The 19015-nt window shown below is 72.2% G+C and carries 19 protein-coding genes; 8 read left to right on the top strand and 11 right to left on the bottom strand.

Features of this window, described 5'->3' with window-relative positions:
• Positions 1 to 12: 12 nt before the first annotated feature.
• On the bottom strand, positions 13 to 279 hold the full coding sequence (locus WAT24_RS10300) for a hypothetical protein (protein WP_336807772.1): 267 nt from the start codon (positions 277 to 279) through the stop codon (positions 13 to 15).
• 198 nt (positions 280 to 477) lie between these two features.
• On the opposite strand from WAT24_RS10300, the gene WAT24_RS10305 reads away from it, so the two are divergent.
• Positions 478 to 1002 carry a hemerythrin domain-containing protein gene (locus WAT24_RS10305; RefSeq protein WP_336807773.1) on the top strand — a complete coding sequence of 175 codons (525 nt, stop codon included), beginning with the start codon at positions 478 to 480 and terminating at the stop codon, positions 1000 to 1002.
• Positions 1003 to 1096: 94 nt separating this feature from the next.
• Positions 1097 to 1354, top strand: a complete 258-nt coding sequence (locus WAT24_RS10310) for a hypothetical protein (protein WP_336807774.1) — start codon at positions 1097 to 1099, stop codon at positions 1352 to 1354.
• 2 nt (positions 1355 to 1356) lie between these two features.
• Here the strand turns inward: WAT24_RS10310 and WAT24_RS10315 are convergent, their stop codons facing one another.
• From WAT24_RS10315 to WAT24_RS10325, 3 genes are all read right to left on the bottom strand, one after another.
• Positions 1357 to 1776, bottom strand: a complete 420-nt coding sequence (locus WAT24_RS10315; protein WP_336807775.1) for a hypothetical protein — start codon at positions 1774 to 1776, stop codon at positions 1357 to 1359.
• Between the two features lie 8 nt (positions 1777 to 1784).
• The gene (locus WAT24_RS10320) at positions 1785 to 2987 is read right to left on the bottom strand and encodes a zinc-dependent alcohol dehydrogenase (protein ID WP_336807776.1); all 1203 of its coding nucleotides are present in this window, start codon (positions 2985 to 2987) and stop codon (positions 1785 to 1787) included.
• Between the two features lie 191 nt (positions 2988 to 3178).
• The gene (locus WAT24_RS10325) at positions 3179 to 3724 is read right to left on the bottom strand and encodes a hypothetical protein (RefSeq protein ID WP_336807777.1); all 546 of its coding nucleotides are present in this window, start codon (positions 3722 to 3724) and stop codon (positions 3179 to 3181) included.
• A gap of 137 nt (positions 3725 to 3861) precedes the next feature.
• Here WAT24_RS10325 and WAT24_RS10330 point away from each other — a divergent pair, with 137 nt between their 5' ends.
• Complete coding sequence (locus WAT24_RS10330) at positions 3862 to 4545, top strand: glutathione S-transferase family protein (protein WP_336807778.1); 684 nt, start codon at positions 3862 to 3864, stop codon at positions 4543 to 4545.
• On the top strand, positions 4542 to 5255 hold the full coding sequence (locus WAT24_RS10335) for a DUF899 family protein (protein WP_336807779.1): 714 nt from the start codon (positions 4542 to 4544) through the stop codon (positions 5253 to 5255). The genes WAT24_RS10330 and WAT24_RS10335 overlap by 4 nt, the downstream gene beginning before the upstream one ends.
• 45 nt (positions 5256 to 5300) lie before the next feature.
• On the opposite strand, the gene WAT24_RS10340 is transcribed toward WAT24_RS10335, so the two are convergent.
• Positions 5301 to 5771, bottom strand: coding sequence for an SDR family NAD(P)-dependent oxidoreductase (locus WAT24_RS10340; protein WP_336807780.1), 471 nt, complete (start codon positions 5769 to 5771; stop codon positions 5301 to 5303).
• Positions 5772 to 6078: 307 nt separating this feature from the next.
• Entirely contained in the window at positions 6079 to 6258 is a 180-nt protein-coding gene (locus WAT24_RS10345; RefSeq protein ID WP_336807781.1) for a hypothetical protein, read from the bottom strand.
• Between the two features lie 337 nt (positions 6259 to 6595).
• On the opposite strand from WAT24_RS10345, the gene WAT24_RS10350 reads away from it, so the two are divergent.
• The 3 genes from WAT24_RS10350 (at position 6596) to WAT24_RS10360 (ending at position 9559) form a co-directional block, all read left to right on the top strand.
• Complete coding sequence (locus tag WAT24_RS10350) at positions 6596 to 8227, top strand: S8 family peptidase (RefSeq protein ID WP_336807782.1); 1632 nt, start codon at positions 6596 to 6598, stop codon at positions 8225 to 8227.
• Positions 8228 to 8458: 231 nt separating this feature from the next.
• Complete coding sequence (locus tag WAT24_RS10355) at positions 8459 to 8974, top strand: hypothetical protein (protein ID WP_336807784.1); 516 nt, start codon at positions 8459 to 8461, stop codon at positions 8972 to 8974.
• Between the two features lie 114 nt (positions 8975 to 9088).
• Positions 9089 to 9559 carry a hypothetical protein gene (locus tag WAT24_RS10360; protein ID WP_336807785.1) on the top strand — a complete coding sequence of 157 codons (471 nt, stop codon included), beginning with the start codon at positions 9089 to 9091 and terminating at the stop codon, positions 9557 to 9559.
• Positions 9560 to 9619: 60 nt separating this feature from the next.
• Here WAT24_RS10360 and WAT24_RS10365 read toward each other — a convergent pair whose 3' ends face one another.
• The 4 genes from WAT24_RS10365 to WAT24_RS10380 all read right to left on the bottom strand — a co-directional run bounded on the left by WAT24_RS10365 (position 9620) and on the right by WAT24_RS10380 (position 15558).
• Positions 9620 to 10837 carry a CapA family protein gene (locus tag WAT24_RS10365; protein WP_336807786.1) on the bottom strand — a complete coding sequence of 406 codons (1218 nt, stop codon included), beginning with the start codon at positions 10835 to 10837 and terminating at the stop codon, positions 9620 to 9622.
• Positions 10838 to 10901: 64 nt separating this feature from the next.
• On the bottom strand, positions 10902 to 12377 hold the full coding sequence (locus WAT24_RS10370; RefSeq protein WP_336807787.1) for an alpha/beta fold hydrolase: 1476 nt from the start codon (positions 12375 to 12377) through the stop codon (positions 10902 to 10904).
• Between the two features lie 171 nt (positions 12378 to 12548).
• Entirely contained in the window at positions 12549 to 14942 is a 2394-nt protein-coding gene (gene bglX / locus WAT24_RS10375) for a beta-glucosidase BglX (RefSeq protein WP_336807788.1), read from the bottom strand.
• A gap of 166 nt (positions 14943 to 15108) precedes the next feature.
• Entirely contained in the window at positions 15109 to 15558 is a 450-nt protein-coding gene (locus WAT24_RS10380; protein ID WP_336807789.1) for a hypothetical protein, read from the bottom strand.
• Positions 15559 to 15747: 189 nt separating this feature from the next.
• Here WAT24_RS10380 and WAT24_RS10385 point away from each other — a divergent pair, with 189 nt between their 5' ends.
• Complete coding sequence (locus WAT24_RS10385) at positions 15748 to 16884, top strand: hypothetical protein (RefSeq protein ID WP_336807790.1); 1137 nt, start codon at positions 15748 to 15750, stop codon at positions 16882 to 16884.
• A 134-nt stretch (positions 16885 to 17018) separates the two neighbouring features.
• Here the strand turns inward: WAT24_RS10385 and WAT24_RS10390 are convergent, their stop codons facing one another.
• Positions 17019 to 18794 carry a hypothetical protein gene (locus tag WAT24_RS10390; RefSeq protein WP_336807792.1) on the bottom strand — a complete coding sequence of 592 codons (1776 nt, stop codon included), beginning with the start codon at positions 18792 to 18794 and terminating at the stop codon, positions 17019 to 17021.
• Between the last annotated feature and the right edge of the window lie 221 nt (positions 18795 to 19015).

Here is a 19015-nt window from a genome sequence, read left to right on the forward strand (position 1 = left end):
GGCCGGACGGGCCTAGCCGCCGTCGCTGGGCAATTCTTCGGTGTCCGGCTCGTCCGGCTGGGGCGCTTCTTCCTCCTCCTCCGCCGGGAACTGCATGCAGCAGAGCATGGGCGCATCGAGCAGGGCCGACACCTCCAGCAGGGCTCGCGTGGCGAGCAGCTCGCGTTGCTCCGCCGACAGCCGGGCATCCAGCGTGCCCGACGCGACTTCGTCGGGCGAGGCATGCGCAAGCGTCGCATCCCGGCCTACCCGTTCCAGAAAATCCACGACGTCGAACATGCCCCTCTCCCTGATCGCCTCACCGGACCGGCCCCCTTCCGAAGTCTACTCATTAATTCACTACAGGCGCCATCCGGCGAGTGGACCTGGCCAGCGGCCCCGGCCGTACTCGCGACGCCGGCGATGCGGCATCGCGCCCTTTCACGGGCGGGCCACGCCTCGCGTTATGCAATCGCACCAGGCTACCTGGAGGCAGACATGGGCAACATCCTGGAAACGCTCAAGACCGAGCACGACCGCCTGCGGGAACTGTTCGCCCAGATCGGTCGCACCGCGGACACCGAAGCCGATGCGCGCCACGACCTGCTCAAGCAGATCGAGACGCTGCTGATCCCGCACGCCAAATGGGAGGAGACGGTCTTCTATCCGGCATTCGAGCGACGCGCCAACCACGAGCAGAAGCTGATCTACGCCGAGGCGATCACCGAGCATCGTGCCGTCGAGCTCGCAGTGCTGCCGGACATCCATGCCGCGGACGTGGATTCGCGGCAGTTCGCCGGGTCGGTGCAGGTATGCGGGGAGATGATCAAGCATCACGCGCACGAGGAAGAGACCAAGATGTTCGACGCCGTGCGCCAGCTCTTCAGCGCGGAGGAACTCGCCGAGCTCGACGACAAGTATGCGCGCTGGAAGGACTCCTCGGGCGCCGATGCCATCACCTCCTACGCCAAGGTCAAGACGGCCGCGATGGCGTTCATGCGCAATCCGGACTCGCCGGCCTGAGGCCGGACGGGACGACCGCGCCCGTGACCCAGACGGCGGCCGACATGCGGCAGCGCCGCCGGCGCCCTTCCCGTCCCGCTACGCGCGGACCGGCGTGACCGACCTGCTCGACGCCCTGCAGTGGCCCGCCATGGCGGTCACCCTGGTGGCCGCCTGGCAGGTCGGTTCGCTGTCGCGTCGCCGGCGCACCTGGGGCTTCTGGTGCTTCGTGCTCAGCAACGTGCTGTGGGTGGTGTGGGGCTGGCACGACCGCGCCTGGGCGCTGATCGGCCTGCAGCTGGGCCTGTTCGCGCTGAACCTGCGCGGCGTGCTCAAGAACGACCAGGCGCCGGCGCAGCAGCAGCCCGGCTAGGCTCACGCCCGCCGGCGCCGCAGCACCCAGACGGCCAGCGCCGCGCCCGCGAGCCCGAAGGCGGCCGCACGCGCCCGCGGCGAACGCCGCGCGTCGTCGAGCAGGCCTTCGACCACGTTCACGCGGTCGGCCAGCAACAGCAGCATCCAGTGACGCATGTCGCTCTCGCTGCGCCGGAACGCGCGGCGCCGGATCCAGCCGCTCAGGCCCGAGGGGGGCACGCTGGTACCGAACACCGGCGTGACGCCCGGGCGCTCCACCGAATGCAGGATCTCGACCGTCCGCCGCTGCTGCGTCGGGCGCTCCCAATGTACGCCCTCGAGGCGTGGCAGCGTGCGCTCCATCGGCACGGCCGGGCGCCTGCCCGGATCGAGGTCCACGCCCCAGTCGGGGATCTGCGAACGGTCTGAAGGCGGGTTCATGGGTGGCCTCAGTGCAGTTGGACGGGCGCGGGAGAGGACGCGGCGGGCGCGACGTCGGCACGACCCGCGCGCGGCGGAACCAGTACGGTCTTGATGCAGCCGTCCTCCTTGGCGGAGAAGCGGTGGTAGGCCTCGTCCACCTCCTCCAGCGGCACCCGATGGGTGATCAGCTCGCGCGGCCTCAGCCGGCCCGCACGGACGTGCTCGATCAGGTGCGGAAGATGCCGCTTCACGCTGGCCTGGTTCATGCGCAGGGTCAGGCCCTTGTTCATCGCGCTCCCGATCGGCACCGCGTTGAAGGTCGGCCCGTACACGCCGACGATGGACACGTTGCCGCCGCGGCGCGCCGAGTTGATCGCCCAGTGCAGTGCGGTGGCGGCGCCGGCCTGCAGCTTCATCTTCACGCCCACGAGGGTCTGCACGAGGTTGCCGTCGGCTTCGCAACCGACCGCGTCGATGCACACGTCCGCCCCCCGCCAGCCGGTCATCTTCTTCAGGTGCACGGCCATGTCCTTCACTTCGCGGAAGTTGACCGTCTCGGCCTGGGCGAAGCGCCGCGCGAACTCCAGGCGGTAGTCGTACTGGTCCACCACGATCACCCGCCCGGCCCCCATCAGCCAGGCACAACGCGCGGCCATCAGGCCGATCGGTCCGGCGCCGAACACCACCACGGTGTCGTTCTCGTGGATGTCGCCCATCTCGGCGGCCTGGTAGCCGGTCGGTACCACGTCGGTGAGCAGCACGGCGTCCTCGATGTGGATGTCCGGCGGAATCACGGTGGGCCCGATGTCGGCGAACGGCACGCGCACGTATTCGGCCTGGCCGCCGTCATAGCCACCGGCGGTGTGCGAGTAGCCATAGGCGCCGCCGACCGCGGTCGCCTCGGGGTTGACGTTCTCGCAGTTGCCGTACAGCTCGCGCGAGCAGGAGGCGCAGGTGCCGCAGAACACGTTGAACGGTACCAGCACGTGGTCGCCGACCTGCAGATTGCGCACATTGGCGCCGACCTCTTCCACGATGCCGGTGAACTCGTGTCCGAAGATCGAGCCGACCCGCGTATCCGGAACCAGTCCGTGATAGAGGTGAAGGTCGGAGCCACAGATGCAGGCGCGGGTCACGCGCACGATGGCGTCATCCGGATGCTCGAGCACCGGGTCGGGCACCTGCGCGGCGCGCACGCGGTACGGCCGACGGTAAGTGGTGGCGAGCATGTCCTTCCTCCCATGGGAATGCAAGGGCCGGCGACGCTAGCCAGCGGCATGTCGTCGCGACGGGAAGGTTTTGCGAGACCGGGTTGGACGTGTCGGCGACGACGCACGGCCCGCGCATGGCGCACGCTTGGTGCGCGCCGCCGGACACCGCGGCGCCGCCACCGGCCGCCGCGGGCCGGTGGCGGTCGGGCTCAGTGGTGCCTTGCGGCCGGGGCCGGCCGGGGTGCGCTGCGGGAGGTGTCCTGCACCGGTGGATTCTGGATCGGCGGGGACCGGAACCAGACCGGCTCCGGGGAGCGGCGCACGTACGGGTAGTTGCGCGGTTCGGCGCTACGGCTCTTCAGTGCCAGGCGATGCCCGTCGATGTGCACCCAGTACCAGGAACCGGGCGGCACCGGCGAGGTGGAGACGTAGACGAAGCGGGCGTCGTAGGTACCGTCCTCGCGCGGCGATGCCTGCAGGCCCAGGTTCATGACGAACTGGCTGGCCACCGGACGTCCGTGGTCCTTGGCCGGGCCGGTGATCATCTGGTCCAGCGTCTGCCTGAGCAGCCGGTCGTAGCGCGGCGCCAGTTGCTCGGAGGGCGAGACGCTGGTGACGTTGCCGTGGCTGTCGACCTGGACCAGCACCGGCAGCACCCTGGGGGTGAAGTGGTTGAGGGAGAACGACGTGTCCGCAAGGGTCGCCTGGCTGGCCGCCAGCGAGCCGAGCAGGAGGAGGGAGCAGTACGTTTTCATGACGACCTCCCGGCTGGGTTTACCGGAGAAGGTCATGGTAGTCCCGCCGGGCCGCGCCTGCCAGTCGGCGGCAGGCGGGTGTCGATGTCACGTTGCGTCGCGCGTCGTGTAGGCGAAACCCCGCCCCGGTGTCCTCCGTGTCCGAGCTGCCCCGCCTCTACGCCCACCCGTTCTCCTCCTACTCCCGGAAGGTGCTGATCGCGCTATACGAGCACGGCACACCGTTCGAGTACCGCTCCCTCGAGGAACCCACGGCCCGCGAGGAGCTGGCCGCACTGTGGCCGTTGCGCCGCTACCCCGTGCTGGTCGACCGCGGGCGCACCGTGCTGGAGGCCACCTGCATCATCGAGTACCTGGACCTCCACCACCCGGGTCCGCGTCGCCTGCTGCCCGCGGACGCCGAGGCGGCGCTGGACGTGCGCATGCTCGATCGCGTGTTCGACAACTGCGTGTCCACGCCACAGCAGAAGGTAGTGTTCGACGCACTGCGCCCGGGGGATCGGCGCGACGCCTACGTCGTGGCCGAGGCCCGGGCCATGCTGGAAACGGCCGATGCGTGGCTGGATCGCCGCATGACCGGGCGCGACCGGCCGCCGGCGGGAGCTTCAGCCTGGCCGACTGCGCCGCCGCGCCGTTCCTGTTCGACGCCGACTGGACCCACCCGATCGACCCGCGCTTCGTCCACCTGCGCGCCTACCGCGCCCGCCTGCTGGCGCGCCCTTCCTCCGCCCGCGTCGTGGACGAGGCGCGCCCCTTCGCCTCGACTTCCCGCTCGGCGCGCCCGACCGCGACCGAGCCACCGCCTGGAGCCAAGCCCATGACCGACCCCGCCGCACTCGTTCCCGCCGCCGAACTGGCTGCGCGCAACCGCCTGCGTTTTCCCAATGAGAGCGACGCCTACCGCCGCGCGCGGCAGGCGCTGCTGGCCGAGGAGATCGAACTGCGCCGCCACATCGAGCGCGTCGCCGAGATGCGCCGCGCGCTGCCCCCGGGCGGTGCGGTGACCGGCGATTATCGCTTCGAGGGCACGCAGGGACCGGTCGACTTCGCCGGGCTGTTCGGCGACAAGCAGACCCTGGTGGTCTACAGCTGGATGTTCGGCCCGCAACGCGCGCGCCCCTGCCCGATGTGCACCTCGCTGCTCAGCGCCTGGGACGGCGAGGCGCGCGACATCGGGCAGCGCGTGGCGCTGGCGGTGGTGGCGCGCTCGCCGATCGACCGGCTGACCGCGTTCGCGCGCGAGCGCGGCTGGCGCCACCTGAGACTCTATTCGGACCTGGACGGCGCCTACAGCCGCGACTACTTCGCGGTGGACGCGCAGGGCGGCGACGGCGACCAGGCGGCCTTCAACGTGTTCACCCGGCGCGACGGCGTGATCCGCCACTTCTGGAGCGGCGAGATGGGCTTCGAGACCGCCGACCCCGGGCAGGACCCGCGCGGCGCGCCGGACCTGATGCCGCTGTGGACCGTGCTCGACTGCACGCCGGAGGGGCGCGGCACGGACTGGTACCCGAGCCTGGATTACGCCTGAGCGCCGCCCTCCGGGCGAAGGGCGCAGGCAACGGTGCGGCGCCACTCAGGCGCCGCCGAGGTTGCGCATCAGGGCCATCGACGAAGCAGCTGCTGCCGGTGACTGGCTGGCCTCGTCCGAGGCCAGGAACAGCGCGGCGTTGACCAGCTCCTGCGGCCGTCCCGGGCGATGCATCGGGATCTGCCGGCGGTCGTGCCCGGCGCGCTGCGGGTCGTGGATCCTGTTCGCGGTCAGCGGCGTCTCGATCAGTCCGGGCGCGACAGTGTTCAAGCGCACGCCGCGGCCCGCCAGCTCCAGCGCCAGCGTGCGCGTCAGCGAACGCAGCGCCGCCTTGGCCGCGTCGTAGGCGGCGCTGCCCGGCAGGGAGATTTCCTCGTGCACCGAGGTGATGTTGACGATGGCGCCGGCCCGCGCGGCCGCCTGGCACAGCAGCCACGGCGCCAGCAGGTCCACGCCGAGGGTGCGCTGGACTTCCTCCAGCGTGGTGTCGAGCGGGTCGCTGTGCGGTGCGCCCACGCCAGCACGTGCAGGCCGCCCATGCGTTCCATCGCCTGTGCGAAGAAGCGGCTGGCGTCGCGCGGGTCGGCGAAATCCGCCTGCAGCACCCGGCACGGCGACCGGCCGCGCGCACCTGCGCCGCGGTGTCCTGCGCGCCTGCGGCATCGGCGTGGTAGTGCACCAGCACGTCGGCGCCTTCGCGCGCGAAGGTCACGGCGATCGCCTTGCCGATGCCGCTGAACCGGTCACCAGGCGATGCGGTTCCGGAGTCTCATCGTCGGTGGCCTCGCTCGGGTTCCACCATCGGGGCTGGAACCATCGGACGCTAGCCGCGCCGCCCGTCATGCTCGCCGTCGCGCCGGCGGACGATGCCCTGCCCGCTGGCGGGCTCGTGATACCCCTGCTTGGAGGCCGCCTGCGGCTGGCGGCGGTTCTCGATGTCCTTGGGCTCGTCCTTCATGCCGGACTTGTGTTGCGCGTTGAGTTTCTGCTGATCGGGGCGCATGCGGCTCTCCTGTGTGGAACGATCGGGCGCGGTGCTTCCGCGTCGTCCCCGAGGCTAGGCAAGACGGCGTTAGCACCGCCGCAGCGACACGTGAGGCGATGTCGACGCGGCCTGCGGCCTGCCGTGCAACCGTCCTGCCGAGGTGCGCGCGAACGCGTTCACGCCTGCCCCACGATGGCGTCCCTAGTGTCACGATGGGATGCCGCGCGGGCCTGGCCGTCGAGGATGGCTGAAGGCATGGCGCGCGCGGAACGTCCCTGCCACCGGACGGCTACGCCCGGTTTCTCTCGCTGCCTGACGCGCCGGAGAGCCGGCGCACCACCCGGAGGACCACCGCATGACCCACCGTCTCGCGATCAAGGCGCTGCTGGGCGCCTCCATTGCGCTCGCGCTGTCCCTGTCCGCCCACGCGGCCACGCCGTCCGCTCCGGACGACGCCCGTTTCGACCTCGGCAGCCTGGCGCCGAACGGCCACTATGACCGCTTCATCGTCACCTATCGCGACGGCAGTACCGAGCGCGCCGACCGCGCCGCCCTGCTGCAGAACCTCGGCGCCGCGATCGACCGCGCGGGACTCGATCGTGCCAGCCTCGCCGCCGGCCGTACCGCCGTACGCGCGAGCTACCAGCGCAAGCTCGCCACCGGCGCGGACCTGATCCGCACCTCGCGCAAGCTCGATCGGGCCGAGGCGGCCAGCCTGATCCGCCAGATCGCCGCCGACCCGGCGGTGCAGTACGTCGCGCCGGACGTGATGCTGCAGCGGGTGCGCGACCTGCGCGCGCCGGACGGCCTGCAGCCGCAGACCTTCACGCCCAGCGACACCTACTACCCCGCCTACCAGTGGAACCTGAAGGCGCCCGATGGCAGCATCACCTTCTTCGGCGACGCCAACCACGGCGGCACGCGGGTCAACGACGCCTGGGACCTCGCCGACGGCACCGGCGTGGTGATCGCCGTGCTCGACACCGGCATCACCCGCCACGTCGACGTGAACACCAAGCTCGCCGACGCCGGCTACGACTTCATCAGCGACGCCTTCGTCTCCGGCCGGCCGACCGACGACCGCGTGCCCGGCGGCTGGGACCTGGGCGACTGGACCACCACCGAGCCGTGGCTGTCCGCGTGCACCGACGAGAGCCATCCGCCGGAGGACAGCTCCTGGCACGGCACCCACGTGGCCAGCACCGCCGGCGCCGAGATCACCGACAACGCGATGGGCATGGCGGGCATCGCCTTCCACGCCAGGGTGCTGCCGGTGCGCGTGCTCGGCCATTGCGGCGGCTACACCAGCGACATCGCCGACGCGATCGTCTGGGCGGCAGGGGGCAAGGTCGAGGGCGTGCCGCGCAACAAGCACCCGGCGCAGGTGATCAACCTGAGCCTGGGCGGCGCCGGCCGCTGCCATCCCAACGACGTGACCGCCAGGGCCGTGGCCAAGGCCAATCAGCTCGGTGCCGTGGTGGTGGTGTCCGCCGGCAACAACGCCGACGATGCGGCGAAGTACACCCCGGCGGGCTGCCCCGGCGTCATCACCGTGGCCTCCACCGGCATCACCAGCCGTCGCGCCTACTACTCAAACTACGGCCACGCGGTGGAGATCGCCGCGCCCGGCGGCGGCGTCTACCAGGACGACGATCCGGACACCGGCGTGCTGTCCTACGACGGCTTCGTGTGGCAGGCGCTGAACAACGGCACCACCACGCCGGTGCCCGAAGGCACCACCTACGCCGGCTACGCCGGCACCTCGCAGGCCGCACCGCACGTGACCGGCACGGTGGCGCTCATGCAGAGCGCACGCAAGGCGCTGTGCCTGCCGCCGCTGAAGCCCAGGCAGGTGCTCGCCGTGCTGCAGGAAACCGCCTACCGCCCGATGATCCCGCCCAAGGGCAAGTACTCGATCGGCGCGGGCATACTCGATGCGGCCGCCGCGGTGGAGGGCGCCGTCAACTTCACCCCGCACGGCCACTAGCCGGCGGGACCGTGCGACGGGAGGCGGGCGGCGGCCCGCCTCTTTTTCTTGTTCTTGGCGCGACGTCGATCGTCGCCGAGGCGCAGCGGACGGGATCGCCGCCGGCGCGTGGCGATAACACCGCACCAACGGCACCGTCACCCCGGCGGACGACAATGGTCGTTGCCCGCCCACGGCGCGTCGCTGGCCTCCGACCCGCCGCGCGCGGACAGCACACCGACGGAGGCCCCCATGAAAACCCGCTGTGTCTTCAGCACCCCCGACCTTTCCGCCGCGCGCGTGGCCATGGACGCCGCCCGCCGTGCCGGCGTACCCGACAACGACATCTCGCTGATCGCCCGCGAGGACATCGAACTGGAGCAGATTCCCGACCACCTGATGGTCGGCCGCACCGACTTCTACCCGGCCGCCGCACGCGGCTTGCTGTGCGGCGGCGCCACCGGCGTGCTGCTCGGCCTGCTCGCGATCGCCGTGCCGCCGCTGGGCGTCACGCTGGCGGGCGCCGCCGCCATCGCGCTGGCCGGGGCGGCGGTGGGCGGCTGGACCGGCGCACTGGTGGGCACCGACGTGCCGGACGTGGTGCACCGGCGCTTCAAGCGCGAAATCGACGCGGGCCGCATCCTGGTGGTGATCGACGCGAACAGGGACCTGCTCGCGCTGGCCGGCCCCGCGATCGCCGCCACCGGCGCCACGCACCTGCCCCTGCACGCGCACGAGGCGGAGACGCTGCATCTGGCGGGAACGTGAGTCTGCGTGGCATGCGTGGTCGGCGCATGTCAGCACTCGCCCGCCCCGGCTGCCGAGCAGTCCGCTTCGCATCGCGCTAGGCTCGGAACCGCCTGGTGAAGCGAGGGCAGATGCATGATCGAAGCGTTCAAGAAAGGCACGCCGGCCGAGGTCTGGCAGGCGCTGGTGAAGGAAGCGGCGGGACGCACGGGCCATCCGCTCGACGAGTCGCGCGAGAGCTACCTGGTGTTCGTGCTGTTGCGCTACCAGGGCGACACGCTGCTGCTTTCGCACGTGCAGGGGGTGGAGTGGATGGAGGCGCAGGCCCGCATGGGCAGCGCACGCGCCGACGCCCTGCGCGACGTGGGCGACCGCTGCCTGCTGGTGGCCGGCCTGTTCCCCGGCCTGGCCGAGCGGCGGCGGGTCAGCGTGGAGTACTTCATCGACCTCGGCCGCAGCGCCTACCAGGGCGTGGCCGACGCCAGCCGGCAGGCCTACGCGGCGCTCTACGCACAACTGGCCCGCAGCTACCTCGAGCTGGTCGCGACCCTCAACGCGATGCGCTCGGCGCCGATCCCGGCGAACGCGATCCGTTTCGTGCACTGACGACACATGCCTGGCGGATGTTCCGGTCACGGGCACCCGCCAGGCACGCCCGCGGCTTGGTCACCACACCAGCGCCCAGCTGCCGTCGGGCTTTTCCTCCACGTCGCAGCCCATGCGGGCGCATTCGCGACGCATCACGGCGAACAGCCAGCGCCGGTCCTCCGGTGGCGCCCGCTCGATGCGGAAGCGACGCACGCGGGTCGGCACCAGGGTGAGTTCGCACAGGCGCCCGCGCGTGGCCTCCAGTTGCGGGAAGTACATGAGGCCCAGTTCGCCGCGGTAGGCCTGGTGGCCGCCGATGCCCTCGTAGTCGTTGAGGAAGTCGCCGCAGCCGTACAGGACCAGGTGCCCGTGGTGCACCTCGATCGCCTTGGGATGGTGCGAGGAATGGCCGTAGAGCAGGTCCACGCCGGCTTCGTCGATCAGGGCGTGCGCGAACGCGCGCTGCGCGGGCGCCACCTCGTAGCCCCAGTTGCCGCCCCAGTGCAGGGAGAACACCACCCGATCACCGGCACGCCTGTGCCGGGCGACCTCGGCGGCGATGTGCGCGGCCGTCCCCGCCGACAGGTCCGGCAGGCGCCAGACGCCCGCTCGCGTTGCCTCCGCGGCCCAGTCCGCCGGCACGCCCGCGTCCGCGGTGGCCGCCGCGAACACCAGCAACCGCCCCGCGCCGGCCAGCGGCAGTACGGCCGGCGCCTGCGCCATGGCCAGCCGCTCGCCCGCGCCGGCGACCGCGACGTGCGCCGCACGCAGCACGGCGAGCGTCTGCGCCAGGCCTTCGCGTCCCCAGTCCAGCACGTGGTTGTTGGCGAGCACGCAGCAGTCGATGTGCGCCGCGGCGAGCACGTCGATGTTGGCCGGGTGCATGCGGTAGTTGATGCCCTTGGGCCAGGGATGGTCGTGCCGCGTGACGCTCGTCTCCAGGTTGACGATGCGCGCCTGCGGCCGGCGCGCCCGCCACTGCGCCAGCGCGTCGCCCCAGACGTAGCCGGGATCCACCTTGCGTGGAACCGCTCCGGCGGCGTTTTCCGCCAACGCGACGTAGCCGCGGGCGTCGTGCATGTATGGTTCGTGCAGAACCGGATCGGACGGATGGGCGAGGATCTGGTCGATGCCGCGTCCGGTCATCACATCCCCGCAGAGGAACAGCGTCACCGGGGAAGGCGCGGATCCGCCCGCCCCCTCCGGGCCCGCCGGCACGCGATGCACGAGCGCCCCCGCCGCCGCACCCAGCGCGATGCGGCTCCAGCGCCGGAGGAAGGCACGCCGCCCATGCATGGCCCGCAGCGTAGGCCGCGCGGCGTTACGTCGGCTTGAACACGGACGGACCGGAGCGCCGGCGCTACGGCCTGCCGCTGGCGCCGAAGTCCGCGCCGCGCATGGTCAGCACGCAGTCCAACGGCAGCGGCCCGCCCGGATCGTGCAGGAAGGCCGTTTCCAGGGCGGCGCCGCAGCGGTTGAAGCCGGCACCGTGGCTCTGCCCGGGGAAGACGACCACCCGTGCGTGCGGCATGTTGGCGACCAGCTGCCGCGCCCACGCCGGCGGCGTGTCGGGGTCGAACTCCCCGGCCAGCGCGAGCACCGGCACGTCGCTCGTCACGGGTGCGTTCTCACGAGCTGCCGCGGGCGCGACGCCCCACGCGCGGCACGTCCCGGGCGAGGCGGTACGCTCGTCGACGCCACCGAGGCCCCAGGCGGGGGCGAGCTGGGCTTCGACGCGCACACGGTCCTCGAAGGGCATCTCCTCGCCGCACCACACCGACAGGCGCAGGCCCCAGGCGAACGACGAGGCGCCCTGGCCCGCCGCCACCAGCCGGGCCAGCGCCGCGGTCCGTCCGGCGAGGCTGTCGCCGATCACGGCGGGGATGTGGCCGATCGCGGCCGGGTCGTGCAACGCCTCGTACAGCGCGGCGACGACCTGGGCGCCGCGTACCGTCACCGCCCTGCCGTCCGAGCCGCGCACGCTGGGCAGGGGCAGCGGCGAGCGGTCGGCCTGCGCCACCAGACGGGCGAACTCCGCGGCCGGCTGCGGGTGCGCCCGCGCGCACGCGGGGTCGACCGCGCAGCCGTCGAACACGGCATCGAGCGCGCGCCGGAGGTTGGCCGAGGCGTGCTCGTCGAAGCCGACCTCGGGCGGCAGCACCGAATCGAGGATCACGCTGCGCACGCCTTGCGGGTGGTCACGCAGCACGGTCAGCGCCAGCCGCGTGCCGTAGGAGTGGCCGAACAGGTTCCAGCGCGCGTAGCCCAGTGCCTTGCGCAGGTCCTCGAGGTCCTGCGCCGTCTCGGCGCTGGTGTAGCCGTCCAGGTCGACGCCTTTCGCCACCAGCGCCGCGCGACAGGCGGCGGCAGCCCGGGCCAGCGCCGCCTGCCCCGCCTCGCCGGACAGGTGGCCGGCAGCGACGATCCCCAGCAGCGCGTTGATCCGCGGGCACTCGAGCGCGGGCTGCGCCAGGCGGGCACCACGCGGTTCCAGCAGCACGTAGTCGCGCTCGGCGAGGAAAGGATTGTCGCGTGCCGGCAGGGGATGCACGAGCGCGCTGCCGCCCGGACCGCCAGGCAGGAACACCACCGGATCGGGCGCGGGCGTGTCCGCCCGGCTGTGGAACACCACGACCGGCAGCCGGATCGTGCGGCTGTGCGCGCGATGGCGGTTTTCCGGCACGGTCAGCACGCCGCAGACCACACCCTCGCCCGGCAGGATGCTCTTCGGGCAAGGCGCCCGGGCGAAACGGCCTTGCGCCACGGCATCCCGCGCACAGGCCGGCGCCTGTTGCAGCAGACATCCCAGCAGGATGATCCATACCCCTCGGCTCATGGCACCCTCCTCCGCCTGTCGCGCACCGTCGGCACCGGCCACGCCCGCTGCCATGTCCGCCTTGGATGCAGCAGGAGAGCCGAACGCTTATTCCAGCCCCGCCCCAGTAGGCCCGCAGGCAAAAAAGGGGACGGAGGCGAGTCCCCGTCCCCGTCGCCCACGCGAGACCGGCTACGGCGTCACGTCGAACTCCGCCTGCTCGGTGGCCTGCGAGCTGCCGCCCACCCACACGGTGTAGTGCGTGGGTTCCACCACCTGGCGGCTGTGCACGTCGTAGAAGGAGAGCTCCGGGAAGCCCAGCTCGAAGCGCACCTGCCGCGACTCGCCCGGCCGGAGCGTGACGCGCTGGAAGCCCTTCAGGCCGCGCACCGGCTGCTCGACGCTGGCGCCGAGGTTGCGCACGTACAGCTGGGCGACCTCGGTGGCCTCGCGCTTGCCGGTATTGGTCAGCGTGGCGGTCACCGTGACCAGCGACTTCGCATCGGGCCGGTTGGCCTCGGCCAGCGGCAGCGTGCGGCGCGAGACGCGCACGTCCGAGTAGGCGAAGGTGGTGTAGCTCAAGCCGTGGCCGAAGGGGAACAGCGCGTCGTTCGGCACGTCGATGTAGCGCGAGATGAAGCGCGTGTCGCCGGCCGGCGGCCTGGACAGGTCGGCCGCGCCCGGCGGGCGGCCGGTCGGGAACTGGTCGTAGTACAGCGGCTCCTGGCCCACCGCGCGGGGGAAGCTCATCGGCAGCTTGCCGCTGGGCGCCACGTCGCCGAACAGCACGTTGGCCAGCGCGTTGCCCGCCTCGGTGCCCGGGAACCACACCGCCATGATCGCCGGCACGTGCTGCGCGGCCCAGTCCAGCACCAGCGGGCGGCCGGAGAACACCAGCAGCACCACCGGCTTGCCGGTGGCCACCATCGCCTCCAGCAGTTGCTGCTGGTTGCCCGGCAGGTCGAGATGGGCGCGCGAGCCGGCCTCGCCACTCATCTCGCTGGACTCGCCGAGCGCCATCACCACCACGTCGGCCTGCTCGGCCGCACGCCGGGCCTCGGCGAAGCCCGCCTGCGAATCGCCCAGGATGTCGGTGCCCTTGGCGTACAGCAGCGAGCCACCGCGCGCGGCGAGGCGCCGCTGCAGCGCGTCGCGCAGCGTGACCACGTCGGGCACGCGCGTCGCGCCGCCCCAGGAGCCCTGCATCTCGCTGGCGGCATCGGCCAGCGGGCCGACCAGTGCGACGCGCTTGACGCCCTCGCCCAGCGGCAGCACCGGCGCACTCCCCACCGTGGCGTTGCGCAGCAGCACGAAGGATTCCTCGGCCGCGCGGCGCGCCAGCGGCCGGTGCGCCGGCACCGCGCGGGTCACCTCGGGCGCCTGCGGATACGGGTGCTCGAACAGGCCGAGCGCGAACTTCACCCGCAGCACGCGGCGCACCGCCTCGTCCACCGTCGCCATCGACAGCTGGTGCTCGGCCAGCAGCTTCGGGATCTGCGTGTCGTAGAAGTGGGACATCATGTCCACCTCGACGCCCGCCTCCAGCGCCTTCTTGGTGGCGGTGGCGGCGTCGCGCGCGATGCCGTGGTTGGTCAGCTCCATCACCGCGGTGTAGTCACTCACCACGAAGCCGTCGAAGCCCCATTCCTTGCGCAGGATCTCGTCCATCAAATAGGGGTTGGCGGTGGCCGGGACGCCGTTGAGCGCGTTGAACGAGCTCATCACGGTGGCGGCGCCCGCCTCGACCGCCGCCTTGTAGGGCGGCAGGTAGACCTGGCGCAGGCGGATGTCGGACATGTCCGTGGTGTTGTACTCGCGCCCGGCCTCGGCCGCGCCGTAGGCGGCGAAGTGCTTGACCGAGGCGGCCACGCTGTCGGGCCTGGACAGGTCGTCGCCCTGGTAACCGCGCACGTAGGCACGCGCCATCGCCGAGCCCAGGTACGGGTCCTCGCCCGCGCCCTCGGTGGAGCGGCCCCAGCGCGCGTCGCGCGAGATGTCCACCATCGGCGAGTAGAACCACTTCACGCCCGCGGTAGTGGCCTCGGTGGCGGCCATGTGCGAGACGTCCTCGACCAGCTTCGGGTCCCATGAGGCGGCCAGACCCAGCGGCACCGGGTAGATCGTGCGATAGCCATGGATCACGTCCGCGCCGAACAGGATCGGGATGTGCAGGCGGCTGTGCAGGGCCGCCTCCTGGAAGGCACGCGTCTTCTCCGCGCCGACCACGTTGAGCATCGAGCCCAGCCGCCCTTCCCGCGCCAGTTGCATGGCATCCACGCGGGTCTTGGTTTCCGGATTGGCGGCCAGCGCCTTGTCGCCGTCGGCGGTGGTCGGCGCGCTGAAGCCCTGATCGTTGTACTGCACCAGCTGCCCGATCTTTTCGGCGAGCGTCATCTGCGCGAGCAGGGCTTCGACCCGGCGCTCGATCTGCGGCGAGGCGAGCTGGGCGTTCGACGGCGCCACGGCCCCCGGTCCGCCCGCTGCCGCATCGGCCGGTGCGGGCGCGGCCCAGGCGATGCTGGCGCAGGCAAGGGCGCCGGTCAGCAGCACGGCGTGAAGCAAGGGAGGCGGGGCGGCTCGTTTCATGGCGACTCGACGCGGGCCATCGCCCGCCGTGGCGAAAGGAGCGAAAACGTTTACACCGCCGGCCCGCAAAAAGCAAAAAAGGGCGCCCTCGAAGGGCGCCCCACTGTCGCCGCCTGGTCGGGAACCCCGCAGGCGGACTCGAAGCGTGCCGTGCGCCAGGCGCCGGTCACCGGGGGATCAGCCCCCCCCCGTTCCGGTCGGGGTTGGGGGCCATCGGCTGCTGGCCGTTGCCCTTGGGCGGCCGTACGCAGTTGGTCGAACTCCAGTCGGTCGAACCGTGGTTGGCGGCGCCGCGGACCGGCGTGCCGGGCGGGGCGTTTTCCGGATTCACCCGGTTGGCGGTGGCCACGCCGGCCTGGTTGGCGCAGTCGTTGGCGCCGTTGCCGCCGCCGGGCCCGGTGCCACCGGCCCCGTTGCCCATGGTGCCCATATTGCCGCTGGCATTGGCTCCATTCATGCCGCGGTGGCCAGCCGTACCGGCGTTGGTTCCGCTGCCGCCCGCCTGGCTGCCACCCGCAGTGCCGCCGTTTCCGCCACTGCTCTGGGCCAGCGCACCACCGCACGCCAGCACGAAGGCAAGCGCGCCGGCCACTACCGTGCTGCAGGATCGTTTCATGGTGTCACCTCATCTCGTTGGAATGGCCGCTGGTACGCGGGCCTGACACGAGGCTGCGCGGCGCAGGGTAGGAACCCCGTGACCTCCCCGCCCGCCGCGGGTGAAGGCGGACCCGGGCATATCGGTCCCGTTGGGATTTGCAGCGGCGGGTTCACGCGGCCTTGGGGCAGGTTCGGCTATCGCACGCGCATGTCCCACGCGGATACCGCCACTGCGGCGGAGCTGATGATGCAGTTCGCCGTGCGCACCGGCCTGGTGCCGGGCACGGTACCCGTGCGCTACCTGTGGACCGACGCGTTTGCGGCCTGCAATTTCCAGACGCTGGCCGAACTCGGCGCCGGGTCGCCGTTCGAAACCCTGGCCGGACGCACGGTCGCGCAGGTGCACGAGGTGCTGGGGCACTTCCGCGAGGACGACCGGCGCCGCGGCTGGCTGCGTGGCGCGCACGGCCAGGCGGACGAACAACACCCCACCCGCGCCGGCCTGCGCATCGGCAAGCCGCTGCCCGAGCGCCGCGCGGACGAGGCCTTCGACGACCGGCTGGGGTGGAACCGCGACGGCCAGTACTTCCACTACCTGACGCGCTGGATGCAGGCGCTCGACACGCTGGCGTGCCGCCGGGGCGTCCCCCACCTCCACCGCTGGGCATGCGAGCTGGCCGAGACCGCCCATCGTGCGTTCACGCATGCGGCGCGGGGCGGCGACCTGCGCATGTACTGGCAGATGAGCACCGACCTGTCGCGGCCATTGGTCGCCACCATGGGCCAGCACGACCCGCTCGACGGACGAGTCACCGCGCTGACCCTGCGCGCGACCGGACAGGCACTGGGCGAGTCTTTCGCCGCCGGCCTGGAGCGGGCCGCGAAAGACTACGCCGCGATGCTGGAGCGCTGCCCCCTTGTCACCGCCGACCCGCTCGGCCTGGGCGGCCTGCTGATGGATGCGGCTCGATTGGAACGCCTGCTGCCTGCCGACGAGGGCACCGTTCGCCCGCTCGACCGCGTGCTGGAGAGTGCCGAGACCAGCCTGGCCTATGGCCAAGTGCCACTGCAGGCATCGGCCGAGACACTGCTGGGCTTCCGCGAGCTGGGCCTGGCGATCGGCCTGGGCGCCGTACAACGGCTGGCCCAGCGCGGAGCGGCGGGACCGCTCGCCGATGCCCCGCGCACGCGGCAGCGGGTCGACCGGCTGCGCGCCCGGGCGCCGCTGCGCAGCGCGATCCAGGCCTTCTGGCTGAAGCCGGCGAATCGCGCCGCCGCCACGTGGACAGCGCGTCGGGACATCAGCGAGGTGATGCTCGCCAGCAGCCTGCTGGCCAGCCCGTGACCCGAGCGCCCCGAGGCACGTAGGCCGCTCCTGACGACCCGGGAGCCTTCGCGCCGCCGCCCATCCAGGGCGCCGCGCAAGGCCCGCCGGTGGGTGCCGTCTCGATCACCCTCCCGCCCCCGCGGGCGATGCGATCACTCGCCGCTCGCCCCACGGCCACGCCCGTGGTCGCCCGGCCGGCCGGGCGCCACCGCATCGTGCCGCCCCCGTGCCTGGCGCGGAATCCACCAGAGACGCTCCTGCGATCCGCTCTCGCGCTGCAGCAGGCGGGCGCCCGGATACCAGCGCTGCAGGTCGGGCGTGGCGCTGATCACCAGGTCGCTGCACCGCGCATGCGTGCGACCGTCGTCCGGCTGCCCGGGCGCGAGCGGACTCACCGCCGCCTCGTGCATGCGCGCGGGCAACAGCAGCACCTGGTCGTTGAAGCGCTGCCAGTACTCCCATGCGCGCGCGTCGTAGTCCACGCAGGGCACCTGCGCGAAGTCGCGATGGATACGGTCGGCGATGCGGTGCCGGCCGGCGTTGGTCCGGCTCTCCGGAGACAGGTAGGCGATGCTGCCCTGCCAGGCGCCGACCAGGAACAGTACGCCGACCAGCGCCGGCAGCCCGCGCCAGCGACGCAACAGCCCCAGCAGCGCGACGCTGGCGGCCCCCGCTCCGGCCAGCACAGCGATCTGCAGGTGACGGGCACCGACGCCGCCCAGGAAGCGCCACAGCTGTGCGCCGAACACGTTCAGCTGCACCACCTCGCCCTCGAGCCGCGAGCCGTACGCCATCACCAACAGTCCACCGAGCGCCGCGACGAGGCCCGCGCACAGCCACCAGGCACGGCCGGGCGGCGGGCGCAGCAGCACCGGCAACATCACCAGGGCCACCACGCCCTCGTCGTAGCGGCCGTAGAACAACGCATCCACCCGCCCGCCGTCGCGCATGAAGAAGGCGGTCATCACCACGGTGAGAACGAGCGCGGTGCGCCCGAACACGTCGCAGGCACGCGCGCCCGAGGAGGCCGCAGATTCGGCCCGGACGAGGCCGACCAGCACCAGGCCGCAACTGGCCACGCCCAGATAAAGCAGTTGTCCCGCCGCCTGCAGGGCCATGGCCTGCAACGGCCCCGGCGAGAGCGCAGCGGTGAGCTGCGCCAGCACCTCGCGTGCCCCCGGGTAGTGCCCGCTGACGCCGTCGCTGTAGTAGCCCATGCGGTGGCGGAAGAACACCTCCGCCACCCGATGCGTGGCGAGGAACAGCAGCACGGCCCCCCCGACCCAGGCCGACACGCGCAGCCACTCGACGCGGCCCCGGGACCGCACGCCGGCGAGCCAGCCCAGACCGAGCGCCACCACGGCCGGCACACCCTTGGGATGGATCAGCATCAACCCGGCGGCCGCCAGCGCGAGTGCGAGCGCCCTGCGCCGCGTCGGCTGCTCCACCGCCCGCAACAGCAGCCAGGCCAGCAACAGCACCCACGGGATGAACAGGTTCTCGGACAGGGCGAAGGCCGAATAGGCCAGCGCCGGCGCGTAGCAGCCCAGCGCGGCGGCGGCCAGCCATCGCACGTGCGCGGGCCGGTCGGGCGCGAACGCGTCGGCGAGGGCGAGCAGCAACCAGGCGCCGGCGCCGGCAAGCACGGCGTTGATCCATTGCACCCAGGGATAGATCGCCAGCGTGTGCGGCTCGAGCGCATACAGCGGCGCCAACCACAACGCATAGCCGGGGTAGTAGGAGGAGTACGCATCGGTCGCCAGGCCGGCGAGCGCCGCCGCCTTGGTCAGGTACCCGGCCTCGTCGCCGAACACGTACGGCACGGTCACGCTGGCGCGGGCGAACACCAGGTGCAGCGCCGCGACCGCGCCGGCCAGCCCCCAGGCCGAGCGGCGCATGGGAAAACGCGTCGGCAGCATTGCGCTCATGCCCCACCCGGTCCGCGGCTGCTCGCCGGGCAGCCACACGCAGGCAAGGGCGTCGGGGGAAAGCTCATGGGCCTGGGGGAGCAACGGCAGCCGGGTCGCCCCATCTTCTATCCCGGATGTGCACGGCCCGTGTCCGGGGGGTTTCCGCAGGCGACGCCCCGGGTGCCATGCCCCCGTGGGTTAGGATGCCGGCCCTGTCCGTTTCGACCGGCTGCCGCCGG

Origin of the sequence: Fulvimonas yonginensis (genome assembly GCF_037137055.1) — a bacterium.
GTDB lineage: Bacteria > Pseudomonadota > Gammaproteobacteria > Xanthomonadales > Rhodanobacteraceae > Frateuria_A > Frateuria_A yonginensis.